Annotated in this window: 24 protein-coding genes and 1 pseudogene; 23 read left to right on the plus strand and 2 right to left on the minus strand. The window is 59.7% G+C overall.

Features of this window, described 5'->3' with window-relative positions; all coding sequences use genetic code 11:
* Positions 1-41 precede the first annotated feature (41 nt).
* The 20 genes and pseudogenes from R3175_RS15105 (at position 42) to R3175_RS15200 (ending at position 11242) form a co-directional block, all read left to right on the plus strand.
* A complete protein-coding gene (locus R3175_RS15105) occupies positions 42-101 on the plus strand; it encodes a hypothetical protein (protein WP_318945207.1) in 60 nt (19 codons plus the stop codon).
* Positions 101-394, plus strand: coding sequence for a HigA family addiction module antitoxin (locus R3175_RS15110; protein ID WP_318945157.1), 294 nt, complete (start codon positions 101-103; stop codon positions 392-394). Before R3175_RS15105 ends, R3175_RS15110 begins: the two co-directional genes overlap by 1 nt.
* 100 nt (positions 395-494) lie before the next feature.
* Positions 495-700, plus strand: a pseudogene (locus R3175_RS15115) (GDCCVxC domain-containing (seleno)protein).
* Between the two features lie 4 nt (positions 701-704).
* On the plus strand, positions 705-914 hold the full coding sequence (gene merF, locus R3175_RS15120) for a mercury resistance system transport protein MerF (protein ID WP_318945158.1): 210 nt from the start codon (positions 705-707) through the stop codon (positions 912-914).
* 118 nt (positions 915-1032) lie between these two features.
* Positions 1033-1260, plus strand: a complete 228-nt coding sequence (locus tag R3175_RS15125) for a DUF3024 domain-containing protein (protein WP_318945159.1) — start codon at positions 1033-1035, stop codon at positions 1258-1260.
* A gap of 220 nt (positions 1261-1480) precedes the next feature.
* Entirely contained in the window at positions 1481-1891 is a 411-nt protein-coding gene (locus R3175_RS15130) for a hypothetical protein (RefSeq protein WP_318945160.1), read from the plus strand.
* 60 nt (positions 1892-1951) lie between these two features.
* Entirely contained in the window at positions 1952-2620 is a 669-nt protein-coding gene (locus R3175_RS15135; RefSeq protein WP_318945161.1) for an HAD-IA family hydrolase, read from the plus strand.
* Positions 2621-2850: 230 nt separating this feature from the next.
* Positions 2851-3267, plus strand: coding sequence for a hypothetical protein (locus R3175_RS15140; protein ID WP_318945162.1), 417 nt, complete (start codon positions 2851-2853; stop codon positions 3265-3267).
* A gap of 188 nt (positions 3268-3455) precedes the next feature.
* Positions 3456-3884 carry a hypothetical protein gene (locus R3175_RS15145; RefSeq protein WP_318945163.1) on the plus strand — a complete coding sequence of 143 codons (429 nt, stop codon included), beginning with the start codon at positions 3456-3458 and terminating at the stop codon, positions 3882-3884.
* Between the two features lie 380 nt (positions 3885-4264).
* Entirely contained in the window at positions 4265-4966 is a 702-nt protein-coding gene (locus R3175_RS15150) for an NAD(P)-dependent oxidoreductase (RefSeq protein ID WP_318945164.1), read from the plus strand.
* Between the two features lie 26 nt (positions 4967-4992).
* Positions 4993-5223: a DUF6429 family protein gene (locus R3175_RS15155; RefSeq protein ID WP_318945165.1), complete on the plus strand. Its 231-nt coding sequence runs from the start codon at positions 4993-4995 to the stop codon at positions 5221-5223.
* Positions 5224-5386: 163 nt separating this feature from the next.
* Positions 5387-5851, plus strand: a complete 465-nt coding sequence (locus R3175_RS15160; RefSeq protein WP_318945166.1) for a GNAT family N-acetyltransferase — start codon at positions 5387-5389, stop codon at positions 5849-5851.
* 83 nt (positions 5852-5934) lie between these two features.
* Positions 5935-6333: a GFA family protein gene (locus R3175_RS15165; RefSeq protein ID WP_318945167.1), complete on the plus strand. Its 399-nt coding sequence runs from the start codon at positions 5935-5937 to the stop codon at positions 6331-6333.
* A 75-nt stretch (positions 6334-6408) separates the two neighbouring features.
* Entirely contained in the window at positions 6409-6900 is a 492-nt protein-coding gene (locus R3175_RS15170) for a pyridoxamine 5'-phosphate oxidase family protein (RefSeq protein ID WP_318945168.1), read from the plus strand.
* 28 nt (positions 6901-6928) lie between these two features.
* On the plus strand, positions 6929-7414 hold the full coding sequence (locus tag R3175_RS15175) for a GNAT family N-acetyltransferase (RefSeq protein ID WP_318945169.1): 486 nt from the start codon (positions 6929-6931) through the stop codon (positions 7412-7414).
* A gap of 69 nt (positions 7415-7483) precedes the next feature.
* Positions 7484-7756 (plus strand): hypothetical protein, encoded by a 273-nt coding sequence (locus tag R3175_RS15180; RefSeq protein ID WP_318945170.1) that lies wholly within the window; start codon positions 7484-7486, stop codon positions 7754-7756.
* 43 nt (positions 7757-7799) lie between these two features.
* Complete coding sequence (locus tag R3175_RS15185) at positions 7800-8360, plus strand: DUF3592 domain-containing protein (protein ID WP_318945171.1); 561 nt, start codon at positions 7800-7802, stop codon at positions 8358-8360.
* 40 nt (positions 8361-8400) lie between these two features.
* Positions 8401-8646 (plus strand): Rho-binding antiterminator, encoded by a 246-nt coding sequence (locus tag R3175_RS15190; protein WP_318945172.1) that lies wholly within the window; start codon positions 8401-8403, stop codon positions 8644-8646.
* A gap of 62 nt (positions 8647-8708) precedes the next feature.
* Complete coding sequence (locus R3175_RS15195) at positions 8709-9116, plus strand: DCC1-like thiol-disulfide oxidoreductase family protein (protein WP_318945173.1); 408 nt, start codon at positions 8709-8711, stop codon at positions 9114-9116.
* A 152-nt stretch (positions 9117-9268) separates the two neighbouring features.
* A complete protein-coding gene (locus R3175_RS15200; protein ID WP_318945174.1) occupies positions 9269-11242 on the plus strand; it encodes a CocE/NonD family hydrolase in 1974 nt (657 codons plus the stop codon).
* 55 nt (positions 11243-11297) lie between these two features.
* Here the strand turns inward: R3175_RS15200 and R3175_RS15205 are convergent, their stop codons facing one another.
* Complete coding sequence (locus R3175_RS15205) at positions 11298-11594, minus strand: DUF6316 family protein (RefSeq protein WP_318945175.1); 297 nt, start codon at positions 11592-11594, stop codon at positions 11298-11300.
* A 99-nt stretch (positions 11595-11693) separates the two neighbouring features.
* On the opposite strand from R3175_RS15205, the gene R3175_RS15210 reads away from it, so the two are divergent.
* Positions 11694-12542: a putative RNA methyltransferase gene (locus R3175_RS15210; protein WP_318945176.1), complete on the plus strand. Its 849-nt coding sequence runs from the start codon at positions 11694-11696 to the stop codon at positions 12540-12542.
* A gap of 65 nt (positions 12543-12607) precedes the next feature.
* Here R3175_RS15210 and R3175_RS15215 read toward each other — a convergent pair whose 3' ends face one another.
* Positions 12608-14455: an Ig-like domain-containing protein gene (locus R3175_RS15215; protein ID WP_318945177.1), complete on the minus strand. Its 1848-nt coding sequence runs from the start codon at positions 14453-14455 to the stop codon at positions 12608-12610.
* 433 nt (positions 14456-14888) lie between these two features.
* Between R3175_RS15215 and ahpC the strand changes: the two genes are divergently transcribed.
* Both ahpC and ahpF read left to right on the plus strand, forming a co-directional pair.
* Positions 14889-15452 carry an alkyl hydroperoxide reductase subunit C gene (gene ahpC / locus R3175_RS15220; RefSeq protein WP_318945178.1) on the plus strand — a complete coding sequence of 188 codons (564 nt, stop codon included), beginning with the start codon at positions 14889-14891 and terminating at the stop codon, positions 15450-15452.
* Positions 15453-15709: 257 nt separating this feature from the next.
* On the plus strand, positions 15710-17296 hold the full coding sequence (gene ahpF, locus R3175_RS15225) for an alkyl hydroperoxide reductase subunit F (RefSeq protein WP_318945179.1): 1587 nt from the start codon (positions 15710-15712) through the stop codon (positions 17294-17296).
* Positions 17297-17318: the final 22 nt, after the last annotated feature.

Here is a 17318-nt window from a genome sequence, read left to right on the forward strand (position 1 = left end):
ACAAAGGGCGGTGGTCGATTCGTGTTAACGGAAATTGGCGCATGACGTTCGAATTTCAGGACGGCAACGCCTACATTCTTGATTATGAGGATTATCACTAATGTCTATGCATAATCCGCCGCATCCTGGTGAATTCATTCGGGAAGTTTACCTGGAGCCTTTTGGCATCAGTGCCCGTCAGCTTGCGTCCAGTCTGGGAGTGTCACCTTCCACATTGTCTCGGCTGCTCAAAGGGGCCAGTGGTATTAGCCCAGAAATGTCTCTTCGGTTATCCAAGGTTCTCGGGCGTTCTCCTGAGAGTTGGTTGGCGATGCAAGATATGTACGATCTATGGGTGGCCCGCAACACGGTCAACTTGGATGGAATCCATCCGCTGGACTTCGAGTCAGCTTAACCAGTGGCTGTTGTTGAACGCGCCTGCGCTGGCGCTCCGGCACGCCGCAAAGCCAGGGCGTTATGTTCGTGGGCAAAGTTATTCCCGAGGAGGGTGAATTATGAAGCCTAAACTCACGTCAGAGATAACTTGCCCAGAGTGCGGGCACAAGGAAGTGGAGACAATGCCAGAGGACTCTTGCCAGTATTTTATGAGTGCAAGAACTGCAAGGTGTTGCTCAAACCTAAGCATGGTGATTGCTGTGTATTTTGCTCATATGGCGATACGCCGTGTCCTCCAATCCAATTAGACCAGTTCTGCGGTTGAGCTCATGAAGAACGGAAATCGTTTAATCAAGATTGGTGCAATTGGTGGTGTGATCACAGCGCTCTGCTGCTTCACGCCAGTTCTCGTTTGGTTGTTTGCGCTTTTTGGAATTTCTGCATTGGTGGGGTATCTGGACTACGTGCTTTTCCCAATGCTCGCGATGTTTCTGGTCTTTTTGGTAATCGGGTTTGTGCAGCGCAGGCGAGCCAAGTGAACTTAACCAGTCGTTGTAGTTCGTTTGGGTCCGTCAAAGTCACCGGTGCGCTTCGGCGCAATGGGTGCGTTCACACAGAGAATCCATATGGCATTCAGTGAGTTTGAGGCAAAGAAAATTGAGCGGGCAGATTGTCGAGATTCGCCCCCATTTCCGAGAGCCGTCCACGAACATTGAATCGCCGGTGGCAAAAGCCACCTACGTCAAGAAACGGCAACGCTGGAAAATCTACTGGATGCGCAGCGATCTCAAATGGCATTCGTACTCGCCAGAACCTGAGTCACGCTCTATCGAGGAATTCTTTGCTATCGTGAATGCCGACGAGAAGGGCTGTTTCTTCGGGTAGCATCTAATCAGCGCCGGCACGGTGAGAACCCGCAAAATTTAGCCAGGCGCATCACACCAATGCCTTTGCCGCCGCCAGGCTTAACAAATGACTGCATCTGACCGTTTTCTCCGCCGGCCTTTTGTGTTGCCGCGACGGTTATCCACCTGAACTCAAACAAAAAGCCAGCTCCGAAAACGGCAGGTGCGCAAGCCGTCATACACTGTAGAGGTCGAACTGGGTGAGTACGGATACCGTTTTCAACCGGGTGGGCGCCATTCCGCTTGTCTTGAGAATTGCCTGTCTGGCCTCTGGAGTATTGGGGCTGTTGCAGGTTGTTGCACCAATTCTCCCGGCTGTGTCACCCGGCATAGAGGGCGTTGTTTTGCGATCGCCAATCCTGGCAACGGCGATGGGAAGGATACACCTGGCATTGGCTTGGGCGATTTTCAGAAGAATGGCCTGGGCCATCTGGGTCCTCCTCCTGCTGCCCGTTATTCAGTATGGATTCTTGTATCTGGAGACTGGAATTCCGGAGCAAGCCCGGCTTCAGCTGAATGTGCTATTTTCAGGTGTCTGGGCGCTCTTTTTTGGCGTGTATCTGTTTGGATTCAAAGCAATTCGGTACTTCCGGGCAGCCAAACACGCATAACCGGCGCTAACCTGAACTATACTGCGTGTGATCCTTCATCGGCATAGGGAGGTTCGCGCTATGGCTGACCGACCGGATGTGGTTTTATTTGATGTCCTGGAGACATTGATTGATCTTGATCCGCTGGCGGAACGACTGGAGCAGGTGGGGCAGCCGGCAACTGTGCTGGGGCCCTGGTTCATGCGCTTTCAGCGCGATGCCATGGCCTTGACCCTTGCCGGTGACAAGGCGCCCTTCGAGCCTGTTGCCCGTCAGGCCCTTCACACGGAAACGAAACACAGGCTCAGCGAATCGGACATCGAACACGTGCTCGCCGGGTTTGCCACACTGCCTACCTTCGACGATGCCGCGCCGGCTCTGCAGAAACTCTCGCAGGCCGGTGTGACCGTTGGATGCCTGACCGTCAACAGCCCTGACAACACACGCCGGTTCCTGGAAGGGGCCGGGCTCGCCGGGTTCGTGGACCAGGTCATCACCGCGCAGGAGGCCGGCGTGTGGAAGCCCCATCCGGAGATCTACCGTTTCGCCGCCAGACACACGCATACGCCGATCGAACGCATGGCTCTGGTTGCCGTGCACGCCTGGGACTGCCATGGTGCCAAGCGGGCCGGCGCCCTTGCGGGCTGGTGCGCGCGCCTTGAACGTGAGCGCGGTGACGTCTTCCTGCCCGCCGACGTCAGTGGCGACAACCTTGTCGAGGTGGCGGAAAAATTGCTGGAGCTGCACTAAGGTTCCACTGAATAACTCGGAATCGCCTCTGCGCGCTCTGGAGGCCGTAGCTACAAGTGATGCGGCACACCGACGCGGTTTGCCGCTATTGGTCTGGGCCGCACGCGGATCGCCCTCAGCAAGAGCCGCATCACCGGCGATGCTGTCAACAACACCCTGGTTGGACCGTTTATCTGCCGCTTTGCGCCCAAACCGGCGGGTGAGCCGGGTGCTAACAACAAGGAGCACATATGAAGTGTCTACTCACCGCTTTGATCGTTTCCGTTCTTGCATCTGTTTCTCACGCATATGAGGGTGAGCCAGCCAAGCAAGTAGATAGGTTCTTCGCGGAACTGTCGGCGGGGAAGGTGAACGAATCGATCGATAATTTGTATGCAAGCAATCCAGCCATGCAGCAGAAAATTCAAGCCCTAACCATGTTGAAACAGCAGCTGGCTTCACTCATTCCGCTGTATGGAAGCATGTTAGGCAATGAAAATGTTTCGCGGGAAGAGCTGTCTCCATCATTAATGCGCATAGTTCAGGTCGCAAAGCACGAGCTTCATCCGGTGATCTGGGAATTCTATTTTTATAAGCCGGAAGATAAATGGATTATCAGTCAGGCCATGTTTGTTGACCAGTTTCAAATAATCGGCGCTAAAAAATAGAGGTTAGCAGTTGCTGTTTTCGAGCGATCTTGAAATCAGTCCCGAAGCTGCCAGGTGTCTCGGGTGTCGGGGCTTGTCACCCGCACCTCCGTTGGATCGCTTCGCTATTTATTTGGAACACAAACGGCTTGTCGGGCGTTCTTCTTAGGCATACCAACCAGGAATGGTTATTAAAGGAGAACTTTTCCATGAAGAAGCATCTACTGACTCTCGCAATGTGTTCCATCCTTTCCACCGGTGTTGTCGCTGCAGAGGGCGCAGCCAATGCCAACGCGCAGGCTGAGACCAACATGAGCGCTGAGGCCAATGCCCAGAATGGCGTTTCTGCCAAGGGTGGTGTATCCGTTAAGGCAGCAGCTGGCGCTGATGGTCAAGCAGTTCGTGATGAAGCCAGCGAAAGGGGCAGGGCAGCCAGCAACCAGGCCCGCCAAGGTGCAGACCAGGCAGTAAGTGCCGGTGTTGAGACCGGCCAGATGGTCCGCAGCACGGCCACTGCCTCTGCGGCAGCCGGCGCCGACAAGGCCGGCGAAGTACGCCAGCAGGCGCAGGAACGTGCCGGTAATACAGAAATTCGGGCCGAATCCAATCTCAACATCGGAGCGTCGGCGTCCGAGTGAAACCCGTCTGAAAAGCCGGAATCAGTGCAAGGTTGCAGCCGCGGCATATTGTAAGGGTCGCGTTCGGCCGTAATCCTTGCTGCTAAGGGGCCAGACTGATTTTCTGAAAATCGATCTGGCCCCTTTTCTAATGCGTTGCGACCAGCAGGATTGCATCGGGATTGCCTGCACCTTTCGCCCGACCCCTTTTAATTGTCCGTCTGGATGTGCCGGGACGCGACAAGCCGTGGCAAAGGGCTGGGCTATCTCATCCCGTTCTGCATTTCTGACAGCGGTGTTTGTCTCTGCGGGACCGCTGCTATATTTGGTGTTGCGTGGCGAACGCGTGCCTGAAGACACCAACAGCAAGATTTAGCCAGCCCCGGGATACGAGACCACACATGAAAGTTTGCATTGTTGGAGCATCGGGCAAGCTTGGACGATACATGGTCCAGCACTGCCTGGACCGCGGATACGACGTCGTGGGCGTCTGTCGTGAGCGAAGCGTTGAGAAGCTGGACGCCTATAGGGACCGAATTCGAATAGAACCTGGATTCACCAACGATCGCGAGGTCATCAAGCGGGCGGTAAAAGGCTGTGATGGTGTATTAACGGTGCTGGTACCTTGGGGTGTGCGGGATTACTCGTCGGGCACCGCGCAGGCTGTCCTGGATTTTTCAAAACCGGACGCGCGACTCATTTTCTCCTGCGGTTGGCACATTACCAAAGACGGCAAGGACGAATACTCCCGGACGTTTCTTGTGCTCCTGAAGGTTGTCGCCTGGTTGGCGAAGGTTATGCGCTTTGTTGACATTGATGATCAAGTGGAGGCCTGTCGCCGGATTTTTTCGAGCAATCGGAAGTGGACCGTTGTACGAGGCAGTGACTTGGAGGAGGGGCCAAGTCAGGGGCTTCCTGTTTGGAGCCAGCATGTTGGTGATCCCTTGCTCGAAAGCAACCGCACGCGGCGAATCGATTTCGCAATGTTCATGGTGGAGGCGTTGACGAACGATTCGCTCATTCATGAGGCGCCGGCGATTGTTAGCTGTCAGAGCCCTTCTGCTTTGGCGCTTACGCCTCGCGCGGCTGATGACTGGCGTTAAAAGAACGCATCACCAGAGGATGAGCCATGGAGATTGATGAAGGGAAAATCGATGAGGCCGTATTGGCGTTGCTGTATCTGACTTTGCATGATGGCGGTCGGGCGTGGAAATCCTTTGACTGGGAGGTCATGAATAGGCTTCATGAAAAGGGGCTCATTGAGAACCCGGTTGGTAAAGCCAAGTCTATTCTGTTCACTGAGGACGGTCTCAAAGAGTCAGAGCGACTGTTCCAGAAACTTTTCGCCAAGGAATCGTGACCTTGGGTGGCAGGCCTTTTAACCAAGCGGTAAACCGGACGCCAAAAGCACACCGCTTTGGGTTACCTCCGCTGCGCTTCGGCGTCGGTTACCATCAGCGTCAGAAGTATCGAATTATGAGTGAAATTGAATTTTTGTGTTTTAACCGGGTGAATCCAGCCCTATGAACTTGGTGAAACTGAGGGATCTCCGGCAGAACGATAGAGCTGCAGTCATGTTGATGCTGACAGATCCTGATGTAATGAGATTTCTCGGGCCACGTCGCGCTCTTTCGAAAGATGAAGCGGAGGATTGGTTTGAGAGTACGCTCGATAAACCTTCCCGATTTGTTATCGCGGATTCTGCCTCGGATGAATTCATCGGGTTCTGCGGGGTTAAAGAGATCGATGGCATTTTGGATTTTGGGTATTTCATCAGGTCTGAGTTTTGGGGAAATGGCATCGCGGCCAAGGCCTGTGCATTGGCAGTTGAAAAGCTAGCGCCCGAGATTGACCTGGATGCTGTCCACGTATTCATAGCAGAAGATAATAAGGCCAGTAAAAGGGTGGCCGAAAAATTGGGCTGGCCTGCCGTACGAACTACAACCAAGGCGGGGGAGCGTGGTCGATACTACCGAATCACCATGTAATAATTGCGGTCAAGGGACGCTCCTAACGGCGCGCCCCTGACATTGCCGTAAACCACGGCTTCACCACACAAGGAGGTGTACCCATGAGGCAATCCGGTAGCTGTCTCTGTGGCGGCGTCCGCTACGAGATCGATGGCCCACTCACCGATGTTCTGAACTGTCACTGTTCCATGTGTCGGAAGCTCCATGCCACTGCCTTCCGCACCCGGGCGCAGGTGCGGAAGGCAGACTGGAAAACCGTCCAGGGTCAGGAGCTGATCCGGTTCTACGAATCGTCCCCGGGTGAGCACAAGGGGTTCTGCTCAAACTGTGGCTCCAGCCTCTATACCAGATTCGACGCCAACCCCGAAGTGTACGGATTTCCGCTTGGCACCCTCGATACCGATCCGGGCGTTAAAGCGCAGCGTCATGTATTTGTGGGCAGCAAAGCGCCCTGGTTCGAGATAACCGATGATCTGCCCCAGTTTGAGGCCTATGACTGAGCCTGAGCCGTTGCTCATGGCGTATTATGGGTGACCAGCGCAGAACCACCATCATTCAACCTGAGGGAGCAGGGAATGGAACTGGAAAAAAACTGGCCGGACATTCTGAAAGTGCTTGGCAATGCCAAGAAGTCCAATCGGTTCTTCTCCATCGCCACGGTGGATGCAGCCGGCAACCCCCACGTTACGCCCATTGGTCATGTGTTCTTCCGTGACGATATGACGGGCTACTATTTTGATGCCTACTCCAAGGCCATGCCGAGGAACTTCGAGCACAATCGGCGGATCTGCCTGATGGGCGTAAACAGCAGCACCGGCTTCTGGCTGAAATCCCTGTTCAGCGGCCAGTTCAGCTCGGCCCCGGCGGTCCGCCTGTTTGGCGAGGTGGGAGACGCCCGCGACGCGACCCCGGAGGAGATCGAGACACTGCACAATGCGATCCGGGTAACCCGCAAACTGAAGGGCCATCAACTGCTCTGGAGTGACCTGGACCGGGTGCGGGATATCCGGTTCGATGCCTTCTCGCCGGCCACCTATCCGGCGATGTGTGAGGGGCTGTGGCAGTGAGTCGGGTTTAGACAGGGAATAGTTAATCGTGATCAGGGACGTGGTTTTTCCTTCTGATAGCCGCGAGCTGAAGCGGCTGATTTATGAGTATGTGGATTGGCTGGGCATTGATCTCTCCTACCAGGATTTCCAGGGAGAAATGGCTACGATCGAAGCGTTATTTTCATTGCCCTCGGGGCAATATACGTTTGCCATAGAGAATGGAGGTGTCGCGGGCGGAGTTGGTTTCCGGCGACTCGACGAACACACGGCGGAGATCAAGCGCTTGTACGTGCGCCAGGGTTACCAGGGTATGGGGCTGGGGCGTCAACTGATGGAAAACCTGCTTTCCAAACTCAAGAGCCTGGGGTATCGCCGGGTTGTCCTGGACGCCGTGCCACCGACGACGAAGGCGCGGCTATTGTATGAGCGAATGGGGTTTACCGAAATTGAGCCCTATTTTCACAATCCTGTACCTGGTACCAAGTTTTACGGCATTGGGCTTGAGGATGGCACTGGTGCGTCCGAAGCTTAATCAATCAAACCGGTGGACGGCGTTTACCATGGGTTTGCTCCGTTATTTGAAAAGGAACCTTCACAAACCATGCGCAAGGATCGCGGCCAGGCTGGCCCTGTTGAATTGAGGCTGATCAGCCTCTTTGCATCGCTGTTTTTCTCGGTCCCTACTGCCTTTTTTATATGGCTCGGGGTCAACAGGGAACTGGCATACTGGGGCGGGTTTCTCAGTAGCCATTATCTGATTGCCTGTATCATTATTTTTGCCATGATGGCGCTGCTGCTACCGGGGTTGTTTCCTTCGATCCTGGGGGGGATCTGGCGGGGAATTCTCAACATCGAGCGTTGGTGGGGATGGTAGCGTACCGGTCGCGGTTCCGATCACGGTCATTCAGGGAGGCAGAATGCATTCGATCATCTTCATGCTGGCAGGCCTGTTGTTCATTGCTGGCTCCTATTGCGGGCGGAAGGCACGGGCGTCCTTCCTGGCGTCCTGTATCCCAACCGGCGGGGTGGTGGTGGCGATCAAGGAAGAGCAACAGGGCAGTGGTGATTCTGTAAACCAGGTACAGCTTCCGGTTGTCGAGTATGAGCTGGACACCCGGCTGCGGTTCAAGGGGGAGATCGATGTCAGACAACACAACCTCCAGGTGGGTGATCCCGTTGAAGTGCTGGTCAGCCGGGACAACCCCAGGATTGCCCGGTTGCAGCAGGGTAAGAAGGAAATGCAGCTGTTGCTGAATGCCCTGATGGCGCTGGGTGTGTTCGGGTTCGGCTTGGGGGCGTATCTGTTCGATCCGTCCGATTACAGCGTCCGGTTCCTGAAAGACCCCTTCACCCTGGCCTGTGCCGGTCTGGGTATTGCCTTCGTCGCCTTCAAGGGTGTGCCGATGGCGAGGCAGTTCCTGGCCCACGGCCCGGTCTACACGGAAAATGCCACCGAAGGGACCGAGGAAGGCCCTTAACAACTGGTGTGCTCGTCATACACCATGGAGGCCCCGGGCCATGATGAACTGCGACCAGCAGGATTACATCGAGATTGCCTGCAGCTTTCGCCTGTCGGTGCGGCTCACTCTCCGCAATGGCGAGCAGTTGGACGGAGTGGCGGTGGACACGCTCTACAATGCCCAGCGGCAGGAATGTGTGCAGCTGGGTACAGCCAGTGGCAAGCGGGCGGTGCCCCTGGACTCGCTGAAATCCATGCAGGCTTTGACGGAGAATCCTCATTTTCGATTGCTGGAATTCGATTAACCAAACCCTGGTCCCCGGGGCAAAGAAATGGCGTCGGGCGCCCAAACGCGGAGTTGCTAGCCATGTCTGAGAACGACATCCTGCTGGTCTACGACAAGCAGTGTCCGCTTTGCGACCACTACTGCCGGATGGTTCGCATCCGCCGCGACGTGGGTTGCCTGCAACTGGTGGACGCCCGGGAAGACAGTGCCATCCTGCGGGAAATCACCGCACAGGGACTGGACATCGACCAGGGCATGGTGCTGAAGCTGGGCGACCGGCTGTACTATGGCGCCGACGCCATCCATGCCCTGGCCCTGATCAGCAGCCGCTCCGGGTTCTTTAACCGGCTCAACTACTGGGTATTCCGCTCCGCCGGGCTGTCGCAAATTGGCTATCCGGTGCTGCGGTTCTTCCGCAACCTGCTGTTAAAGATGCTGGGCAAGACCCGCATCAATAATCTGCACCTTTCCGGCCGGGAGCGATTCTGAGCCCGGCCCCGTCAAAACGTGACAGTTTGATGGAACTTTCACCAACCCAACCGCGTGTGGATAAGCGACAACAATAAAAAAGACCGCAGGACATCCGATTGCCACCCTGGCCGTCGTCGCGTGACCTGGGGTCTGAAATCGGAGACTTATCCATGTCATACCTTACCCCTCTTGGCTGTCTGGCCGGTGCCGGACGGTTGTCTGCCCTTGTACTCGTATCCAGCCTGGTGGTGGCCTGTGGCGAATCCTCCAGCGATTCCCCCGCAAGCGCCGATGGCAGTGCGGTGGCCGGTCAAACCGAGTCCCGCGAGCGGGCTGAAGCCTGTGACCGCAGACCGGACGGCCCGGGCCGGTCGGGCCAGGCCGCCGACTGCGTGGCGGACACCGTGCCCCAGCCCCAGGCTTCCTGCCGGGCCGACGAAGCCCTGGAGGGCGGCCGCAGTTATCCGGTGTACCTGACCTCCGCCAGTGACGAAACCATCGCCTTCCAGGTGTTTGAACCCACCGGCGGAATCGACTGCAGCCACGGTCACCCGCTGGTGCTCCACGGTCACGGCTTCGGCGGGGCCCGCTCGCTGAATGGTTTCGACGATTACCTGGAGGCCGGCTTTGCGGTCATCTCCATCGACCAGCGCGGCTTCGGTGAGAGCTCCGGCACCGTCCGGGTGATGGACCCGGAGTTTGAAGGCGACGATCTGGTGCAGATCCTGGACTGGGCCGAGGCCAACCTGGATTACCTGCGCAAGCAGCAGGAGCCGGATCTGCCGCCGGCGCTCAACCCCAACCTGGTGGTGGGCGCCATGGGTGGCAGTTACGGCGGCGGCTTCCAGCTGCTGCTGCACGGCCTGGACCCGAAGCAGCGAATGGATGCCCTGGTGCCGGACATCACCTGGCACGACCTACGCTACAGCCTGAACCCGGGCGATGTGATCAAGTCCGGCTGGGACCTGATGCTGGTGGCTGGCGGCGAATCGGGTTCGATGACCAACCAGAACGACGGTCTCGACCCGATCATCCGGGAGATCCTGTTGCAGGGGTTGAGTCTCAATCGGTTCCCCGCCGAGGGGCTGGATTTCGTTTACTACCACAGCCCCGCCTACCGCTGCGCGGGCGGGCCCATCGAACCGGCGGATTCACCGAGCCTGGTGAACTACCAGATCAACCCGCCCGCCTACGATGTGCCCCCGATGCCCTTCAAGCCGGCGGACGTACTGCTCACCCAGGGCATGCGGGACACCCTGTTCAACTTCAACGAGGCCTGGCGCAACTACCAGTGTCTGAGCGCCCTGGGTGGCGATGTGCGCCTGATGACCCATCAGAGCGGGCATATTCTGCCGCTGGCGACGCCGGACGAACTGCAGCCGGGCAATTACGTGGACCCGGCGGCCCAGCTGCTGGAGGTTCCGGAGTTTCAGGAAGCCGCCGGCGACTTCGCCTGTGGCGAGGTGTCGATCGCCCGGGCGACGCTGGACTGGCTCAGGCACAAGCTGCAGCGTGAACCGTTGCCGGCGTATTTTGACGGCAGTGACAGCCAGGTCTGCCTGTCCACCGGTGATGGTCAGTCGGTGCAGGTGGCAGCCGCGGAGTTTCCCGCACCGGCCCAGGCCGGGGACGTGTTGACCGGGCCGTGGGTGGTCGAGCGCCCGGTGCTGACAGAAACCCCGGTGGCCTCGGGCTACGAGGCCGCGGCGACCCCCCTGGCGCCGCCGGCAGCCCTGAGGTTGGGCCGGGTCGGGCCCGGCGGGGCGGTCCTGGGCGGTATCCCCACCGCGGTGTTGACGGTCTCAGACCTGGCCGGGCGCACCGGCTGCGCGGAGGGCTTGCCGGAGTACAGCCCCGGCTGCGACCCGATCGTGTTTGTCGGCATCGGCAAGCGCGGTGAGGGCGAGAGCCGCTGGACCCTGGTGGACGACCAGATCATGCCGGTTCGCGGCCTCAAGCAGGAGGCGGTGATCGAACTGGTGGGCATTGCCGAGCACTTGTCCGCGGGCGAGGAGCTGGCACTGTTGGTGTACGGCTTCCATCACCAGTACCCGGAGAGCTGGTCCCGGGATGCCCTGGTGCCGTTGGTGAATCTTGCCGGTACGGTGCAGCTGCCGATCCTGGCGGGGACGCTCGAGCCGTAACGGTGGACCGGTCGCCCCTGCCGCTCGTCAGCGTCGGCCGGAGGCGATTGGCCGGTCAGACCGCCTGGAGGAAGCAGTGGTCCAGCTGGCGGGCCTCGATGCATCGGCCACAGTTGGCCTTCTGGCAGGTGGCGGAGTCGTGAATGGAGATACCGTGGTAGGCTCCCTCTGTCCGGGGGTTGAGGCCCCGGTACATCCGCAGGTGCCGTTGCAGGGCCTGCTCCGCCTCGTGGCGGGTGGTGAAGGGGCCCAGGTCGCTGTTCTCGCGAACCAGCACATACCAGCCCGCGGCGGTTTCGACAAATCGATCGTTCTGTTCGGTGGTCTCAGGTGCTGATACCAGTTGCTGCATGGAATGTCCCTCCCTGTTACAAACTCACGTGAGATCCGGTATTTTGGTTCCCTCAACTGGCGAATCGCCGCCGGAACTACGTCACAGAATTGTCGCCCCATGAACGTCATACCTTTCCAGCATCTGATCTGTCCCCTCGAGGGCCATCCACTGCACCGGGATGGCGGCAGCTGGCGCTGCCCCGACGGCCACAGTTACGACATCGCCCGCCAGGGCTACACCCACTTGCTGCCGGTCCAGAAGAAGCGGTCCCGGGATCCGGGGGACAGCAAGGCGATGGTGGCGGCCCGCCGCCGGTTCCTGAACGGCGGTCATTACCGCCCCATAGCCCAGGCCGTCGCCCGGGCGGTGCTGGCCAACGCGCCGGAGACCGACGCCCTGAGCTGCCTGGATGCCGGCTGCGGCGAGGGCTACTACCTGAGGGAACTGGCAGCGACCGAGGGGGAGCAGACCCTGGCGTTGCTGGGCGTGGACATCTCGAAGTGGGCGGTGCAGGCGGCGGCCAAACAGGACCGGCGCGGGTGCTGGGTGGTGGCGAGCAACGCCAACCTGCCGGTGGCCCGGGAATCGCTGGACCGGGTGTTGTGCCTGTTTGGCTTTCCGGTCCATGAGGAGTTTGCCCGGGTGCTCAAGCCGGGGGGCGAGCTGATTCAGGTGGATGCCGGGGAAGACCACCTGCGGCAACTGCGGGAGATTGTCTATCCCAGCCTCAAGGCTCGTGAGCCGGCGCAGGCTCCGGTGCCGGCGGGCTTCCAGTGGCTTGCCAGTGAGGCGGTGAGATTCGAACTGGCGCTGGCAGAGCCCGAGTCGATTGCCGATTTGCTGGCGATGACGCCGCACCTGTATCGGGCGAGTGCGGAAGGGCGGGCTCGTGCCGCGGCGCTGAGCCGTTTGACGGTGACGGTGGATGTGACGTTGAAGCGTTTTGGCCGGTTGGCCGGAGGGTAATCGAGGGTAAACAAAGTGGGCCCGGGGAGAGTACTGTGGCTTCCCCGGGCCCGGCTGTCAGGCGCTTAGCCCAGCAGGCTGAGCAGGCCCAGCAGGCCGCCCAGGAGGGTGCCCAGAACCGGCAGGTCCTCAAGGCTGGTGGGGGTGGCCTGGTCGCCCAGAATCTCCTCGATCTTGGGGTTCGGGTCGAAGGAGGACTGGTTCAGCAGCTCGTCCAGGGTGCCGCCGTTGATCAGGCCGCCCGGTACGTCGCCGGTCAGGTAGCTGCCGATCACCGGCAGGGAGCTGCCGCCACTGGTCAGCATGTCCTGCAGGTCCGCCAGCGCCGGCAGGTCGCCGGTGTTCGGGTCCTGGCCTTCGGTCAGCTGGTCCAGCGGCAGGGCATTCACCAGGTCGAACTCAGAGCCGTCGATGGTCAGTAGGCTGCCGTTGTTGAACAGGGCCGCCTGCAGCAGGGTGCCGTTGCTGGTGGCCAGCAGGTCGGCCACCACCGGCAGCTGGTTCAGCGCCGAAGCGATCTGGCCCACCGCCAGGATCACGCCGTCGCTCAGCGGGGCCGGGAACAGGTTGGCAAAGCCGGGTTCGGCCAGCAGTACCTCGGCGCTGAACGGGGCCTCCAGGCTGCTGGGATCGGCCAGCTGACCCAACAGGGCCGATACTATGGCGATGGCCTGCTCGGGGTCTCGGGTCCCGAGCGCGGCCTGCAGGGCGTCCATACCGCTGGCATCCACGTCGATGTCCAGGGCCAGGGCGCAGGCGCCGGAGGCGGCTGCCGGGTCGCAGATGGCGATCAGGGTGTCGGTGTTGTCCGGCGACGGCGAGGGCGATGTCAGGTCACCCACCAGCGGCAGGGTCAGCAGCAGCGGGTTCTCGAAGCCGTCCATGCCGGAGCCGCCCCCGAAGTCACCAAACTGGTCCTGGAGCTGGCTGGCCAGCTCCTGCAGACGGTCGCCCAGGCCGGTGACCTGCTCGAGGGTGTGGGTGTCGATGGGCAGCTGTTCGCCGCCGGTGCGGAACAGGGACTCCAGCTGCTCGGCAATGGGGTTGTCGGTCAGGCCGCTGAGCGGATCGCCGTCGGAGCCGCCGGTGTCTTTCTTGCCAATCACCAGCTCGTAGGAGGTCTGGGCATCAAACGGGGCTTCCGGCAGGAAGGTCAGCTGATCGTTGCTGCCATCGAAGTAGAACTCGCCACCAAACGCCTTGGCCGGATCATTGACCTGGCGTACGTACAGGGAGCCACCGCTGAGGCTGGACGGGTCCACCGCACCGTTAAACTGGATCACGATCGGCTCGCGGGGATCGATCAAATCATCGGCGCTGGTGGGATAGGTGTACACCACCTGCAGGGGACTGTTGTCCGGGCCGTCGCCCGTCTCGAACGGCAACTCCACGCCTTCCGGCAAGCCCGGAGCACCGCCGGAACCGCCATTGTCACAGTCGGCAAAGATGCCCTGGATGGTGGCCAGGTAGTCCTTGTTCGGGTCCAGGTCCTCTTTGGGGTCGATGATGATCTGGTTACCGGCTACCCGGATTTCCAGGCCGCCGTCGCCGTCGAAGGAGACGCTGGAGCTGTCCACGGAGGAAGGATCAAGTGCGGCGTTGAAGATGAAGGCCAGGGAGCCGTTGAGTGCAAAATCTTTGCTGCCCGGTTCGGGGAAGGTCCGGATCAGGTCAAGGGGCGTGCTGCCCTCACAGACTTCCTCGGTGTTGGCGTCGCCGCCGTCGGGGGCCGGCGTGGTCTTGACGGTCTTGGGTTCGTTGGTGCTTTGTGAGGCTTGGGCGGAATCCCCGGCAACGGCGGAATCGTCGTCGGACGAGGAGGAACCACCACCGCCGCCACAGCCTGCCAGCAGCAGGGGGGTGGAAAGGGTTAAGGCCAGGAGACTCTTTCTTCCAGGAATCAAGTCGAACATCGTTTGCTTCCTTTTTTGTTGTGGTTAAGGGTGCGGCAATCGCCAGCAGTGGTACATATGTACCGTCATTGTTAACAAAATGATACAAATGTACATGCGCTGTAAAGCAAATATGACAACAATTGACGATTCGAACCTAACGGTGGCCCTTTATGACATGATGCGTGGTGGGACCGTCCCGGCCTTGCGGGCGCCCGATGGTCGATTGGCCGGGAGGTTGGTTAACCGGGAAAGTGTTCAGGGCGGAGCCGGTCAAGTGGAGCAGGCCTGACGCAGCGACGGGCCCGGACAGCACACGCCGAAATTCCTGTTCCCGCCCAGGCACTTGGCAATTATAGGCATTACCTATAATTCCGCTAAAAACTATCAATTTGAGCCGTGCGCCATCTCCCCCTATCGTGTGCCTTCAATTCAACAACAGGAGCATTCCTAAATGGGCATTATTAATAGCGAAATCAAACCCTTTAACGCGACGGCCTTCAAGAACGGCGAGTTTGTGGAGATCTCCGAAGCGGACGTGAAAGGCAAGTGGGCCATCTTTTTCTTCTACCCGGCCGACTTTACCTTCGTCTGCCCGACCGAGCTGGGCGACCTGGCCGACAAGTACGACGAGCTGAAGAAGCTGGGCGTGGAAGTGTTCTCCGTATCCACCGACACCCACTTCAGCCACAAGGCCTGGCACGACAGCTCCGAAACCATCGGCAAGATCAACTACTACATGGTGGGCGACCAGACCGGCACCATCACCAACAACTTTGGTGTGATGCGTGAAGGCCAGGGCCTGGCGGACCGTGCCACCTTCCTGATCGACCCGGACGGCATCATCCAGGCGGTTGAGATCACCGCCGAAGGCATCGGCCGTGACGCCGACGACCTGTTGCGCAAGGTCAAGGCCGCCCAGTACGTCCGCAACAACCCGGGTGAAGTGTGCCCGGCCAAATGGAAGGAAGGGGAAGAGACCCTGGCACCGTCCCTGGACCTGGTTGGCAAGATCTAAGTTTCCCGTCACGGAGAAACATGTCCACGAGGGGCCCGCACCGTGCGGGCCCTTTTTGTAGGTGGCCACAGGCCATAACTGGCTATAGGTCATTGCTATCAATAATGTAAAGTTAATCAATTTGAGCATTGGGTAGCCGGGTTTTATCGTAGCTGCAGATTTCGGTCGCGATGGCTTCTGAGAGTCGCGCCTCCATTTGAACGTTGAACCGTCAGACTTCGAACTCACGACACAGCAACTTTTTAGGGGAACACAACATGTTGGACGCCAACCTCAAGGACCAGTTGAAAGCTTACCTGCAGAACGTCACCCAGCCGATCGAGCTGGTGGCCTCGCTGAACGACAGCGACAAGTCCCGGGAACTGCACACACTGCTGGAAGAGATTGAGGCGCTGTCCGACCGGATTTCCCTGAACGAAGACGGTGAAGCCGACGTACGCCGACCGTCCTTCGCCATCAACCGGGTGGGCACCGACATTGGCGTACGCTTCGCCGGCATTCCCATGGGCCACGAGTTCACCTCGCTGGTGTTGGCCCTGCTGCAGGTGGGCGGTCACCGGTCCAAGGCGAGCCAGGAGGTGATCGAGCAGATCCGGGCCCTGGACGGCAACTTCGAGTTCGAGACCTACTTCTCCCTGTCCTGCCAGAACTGCCCGGACGTGGTGCAGGCGCTGAACCTGATGAGCGTGCTCAACCCCAAGATCAAACACACCGCCATCGACGGCGCCCTGTTCCAGGACGAAGTGGAGCAGCGGGAAGTGATGGCGGTGCCCAGCGTCTACCTCAACGGCGAGCCCTGGGGCTCCGGCCGGATGACTTTGGAAGAGATCGTGGCCAAGGTGGATACCAACTCCGACGCCCGCGAGGCCGAGAAGCTCAACCAGAAGGACCCGTTTGAGGTGCTGGTGATCGGTGGTGGTCCGGCCGGTTCCGCCGCGGCCATCTACGCCGCCCGCAAGGGCATCGCCACCGGCATTGCCGCCGAACGTTTCGGCGGCCAGGTGGCGGATACCCTGGGCATCGAAAACCTGATTTCCGTGCCCTACACCGAGGGTCCGAAACTGGTGGCGGCCATGGAGCAGCACGTGGGCGATTACGAGGTGGACGTGATGAATCTGCAGCGGGCCGAGAAGCTGGTTCCCGCGGACCAGGCTGGTGGCCTGCACGAGGTGCGCCTGGCCAACGGCGCGTCCCTGAAAGCCCGCAGTGTGATCCTGTCCACCGGCGCCCGCTGGCGTCAGCTGGGGGTGCCGGGGGAGGCGGAGTATCGCAACAAGGGCGTGGCCTACTGCCCGCACTGCGACGGCCCGCTGTTCAAGGGCAAGCGGGTGGCGGTGATCGGTGGCGGCAACTCCGGCGTGGAAGCGGCCATCGACCTGGCGGGGATTGTCGGTCATGTGACCCTGATCGAGTTCGGTGACCAGATGCGGGCCGACGACGTGCTGCAGAAGAAGCTGCGCAGCCTGCCCAACGTGGACATCCGGGTGTCCGCCCAGACCACCGAGATCCTGGGGGCCGACGGCAAGGTCAGCGGCCTGACCTACACCGACCGGACCAGCGGCGAAAGCCAGACGGTGGCGCTGGAAGGGGTGTTTGTCCAGATCGGGCTGGTGCCGAACACCGAGTGGCTCAAGGGCGACCTGGAGTTGAGTCAGCACGGCGAAATCATCGTCAACGACCGTGGCGAGACCTCGGTGCCGGGGGTGTTCGCCGCCGGCGATGCCACCACCGTGCCCTACAAGCAGATCGTCATCTCCATGGGCGAGGGGGCCAAGGCGGCGCTGAGTGCCTTCGACTTCCTGATTCGCCATGAGGCGCCGGAGGGCGAGGAGCAGGCGGCGTAAGCTGACTGGTAACAACGACAAA

The sequence above is a fragment of the Marinobacter sp. genome (assembly GCF_033722735.1).
Classification (GTDB): Bacteria; Pseudomonadota; Gammaproteobacteria; order Pseudomonadales; family Oleiphilaceae; genus Marinobacter.

Bases quoted from the DNA above. Each gene is read 5' to 3' on its own strand.
- R3175_RS15110 (WP_318945157.1), top strand. From the start codon at position 101: ATGTCTATGCATAATCCGCCGCATCCTGGTGAATTCATTCGGGAAGTT.
- merF (WP_318945158.1), top strand. From the start codon at position 705: ATGAAGAACGGAAATCGTTTAATCAAGATTGGTGCAATTGGTGGTGTG.
- R3175_RS15135 (WP_318945161.1), top strand. From the start codon at position 1,952: ATGGCTGACCGACCGGATGTGGTTTTATTTGATGTCCTGGAGACATTG.
- R3175_RS15140 (WP_318945162.1), top strand. From the start codon at position 2,851: ATGAAGTGTCTACTCACCGCTTTGATCGTTTCCGTTCTTGCATCTGTT.
- R3175_RS15145 (WP_318945163.1), top strand. From the start codon at position 3,456: ATGAAGAAGCATCTACTGACTCTCGCAATGTGTTCCATCCTTTCCACC.
- R3175_RS15150 (WP_318945164.1), top strand. From the start codon at position 4,265: ATGAAAGTTTGCATTGTTGGAGCATCGGGCAAGCTTGGACGATACATG.
- R3175_RS15155 (WP_318945165.1), top strand. From the start codon at position 4,993: ATGGAGATTGATGAAGGGAAAATCGATGAGGCCGTATTGGCGTTGCTG.
- R3175_RS15160 (WP_318945166.1), top strand. From the start codon at position 5,387: ATGAACTTGGTGAAACTGAGGGATCTCCGGCAGAACGATAGAGCTGCA.
- R3175_RS15165 (WP_318945167.1), top strand. From the start codon at position 5,935: ATGAGGCAATCCGGTAGCTGTCTCTGTGGCGGCGTCCGCTACGAGATC.
- R3175_RS15170 (WP_318945168.1), top strand. From the start codon at position 6,409: ATGGAACTGGAAAAAAACTGGCCGGACATTCTGAAAGTGCTTGGCAAT.
- R3175_RS15180 (WP_318945170.1), top strand. From the start codon at position 7,484: ATGCGCAAGGATCGCGGCCAGGCTGGCCCTGTTGAATTGAGGCTGATC.
- R3175_RS15185 (WP_318945171.1), top strand. From the start codon at position 7,800: ATGCATTCGATCATCTTCATGCTGGCAGGCCTGTTGTTCATTGCTGGC.
- R3175_RS15190 (WP_318945172.1), top strand. From the start codon at position 8,401: ATGATGAACTGCGACCAGCAGGATTACATCGAGATTGCCTGCAGCTTT.
- R3175_RS15195 (WP_318945173.1), top strand. From the start codon at position 8,709: ATGTCTGAGAACGACATCCTGCTGGTCTACGACAAGCAGTGTCCGCTT.
- R3175_RS15200 (WP_318945174.1), top strand. From the start codon at position 9,269: ATGTCATACCTTACCCCTCTTGGCTGTCTGGCCGGTGCCGGACGGTTG.
- R3175_RS15205 (WP_318945175.1), bottom strand. From the start codon at position 11,594: ATGCAGCAACTGGTATCAGCACCTGAGACCACCGAACAGAACGATCGA.
- R3175_RS15210 (WP_318945176.1), top strand. From the start codon at position 11,694: ATGAACGTCATACCTTTCCAGCATCTGATCTGTCCCCTCGAGGGCCAT.
- R3175_RS15215 (WP_318945177.1), bottom strand. From the start codon at position 14,455: ATGTTCGACTTGATTCCTGGAAGAAAGAGTCTCCTGGCCTTAACCCTT.
- ahpC (WP_318945178.1), top strand. From the start codon at position 14,889: ATGGGCATTATTAATAGCGAAATCAAACCCTTTAACGCGACGGCCTTC.
- ahpF (WP_318945179.1), top strand. From the start codon at position 15,710: ATGTTGGACGCCAACCTCAAGGACCAGTTGAAAGCTTACCTGCAGAAC.